The 1,054-nt window shown below is 49.7% G+C and carries 1 pseudogene; it reads left to right on the forward strand.

Annotated features, from left to right (window positions below):
* Positions 1-1,054 (forward strand): annotated as a pseudogene (locus tag FNH22_RS32295) (hypothetical protein); the annotation flags it as partial.

Consider the following 1,054-nt stretch of genomic DNA (forward strand, 5'->3'; position numbering starts at 1 on the left):
CAAGGAGCTTCAGCTACAACTGGAGTAACCTACGCGTGGAGTGGCCCTGAAAGCTTTACTTCAGCCTTACAAAATCCATCCATCATGGAACCTGGCATTTATGAATTGACGGTAACTCATCCGATGAACGGCTGTACCTCTACCGCCCAGGTAACCGTAGAGCAGAATATAACTGAACCCGGCGCAACTGCCAGTGTCAGTGATGTACTGACCTGTAGTTTGGAAAGTGTCACGCTACAAGGCAGTTCTTTCACAGCCGGAGTAACCTACGCGTGGATTGGTCCTGACTTTAGTTCAGCCTTACAAAACCCATCCGTCACGGAACCGGGCATTTACGAATTGACGGTAACTCATCCGACGAACGGCTGTACTTCCACAGCCCAGGTAACCGTAGAGCAGAACATAACTGAACCCGGTGCAACCGCCAGTATCAGTGATGTACTGACCTGTAGTTTGGAGAGTGTTATGTTGCAAGGAGCTTCAGCTACAACCGGAGTAACCTATGCGTGGATTGGTCCTGACTTTAGTTCAGCCTTACAAAACCCATCCGTCACGGAACCGGGCATTTACGAATTGACGGTAACTCATCCGACGAACGGCTGTACCTCTACTGCCCAGGTGACGGTGGAGCAGAACATAACTGAACCCGGCGCAACCGCCGGTGTCAGTTATGTACTGACCTGTAGTCTGGAGAGTGTCACGTTGCAAGGAGCTTCAGCTACAACTGGAGTAACCTACGCGTGGAGTGGCCCTGAAAGCTTTACTTCAGCCTTACAAAATCCATCCATCATGGAACCTGGCATTTATGAATTGACGGTAACTCATCCGACGAATGGCTGTACCTCTACCGCCCAGGTGACGGTGGAGCAGAATATAACTGAACCAGGTGCAACTGCCAGTGTCAGTGATGTATTGACCTGTAGTTTGGAAAGTGTCACGTTGCAAGGAGCTTCAGCTACAACTGGAGTAACCTACGCGTGGATTGGTCCTGACTTTAGTTCATCCTTACAAAATCCAACGGTTACCGCATCTGGTATTTACGAGTTGACGGTAA

The sequence above is a fragment of the Fulvivirga sp. M361 genome, assembly GCF_007097395.1.
Taxonomy (GTDB): Bacteria; Bacteroidota; Bacteroidia; order Cytophagales; family Cyclobacteriaceae; genus Fulvivirga.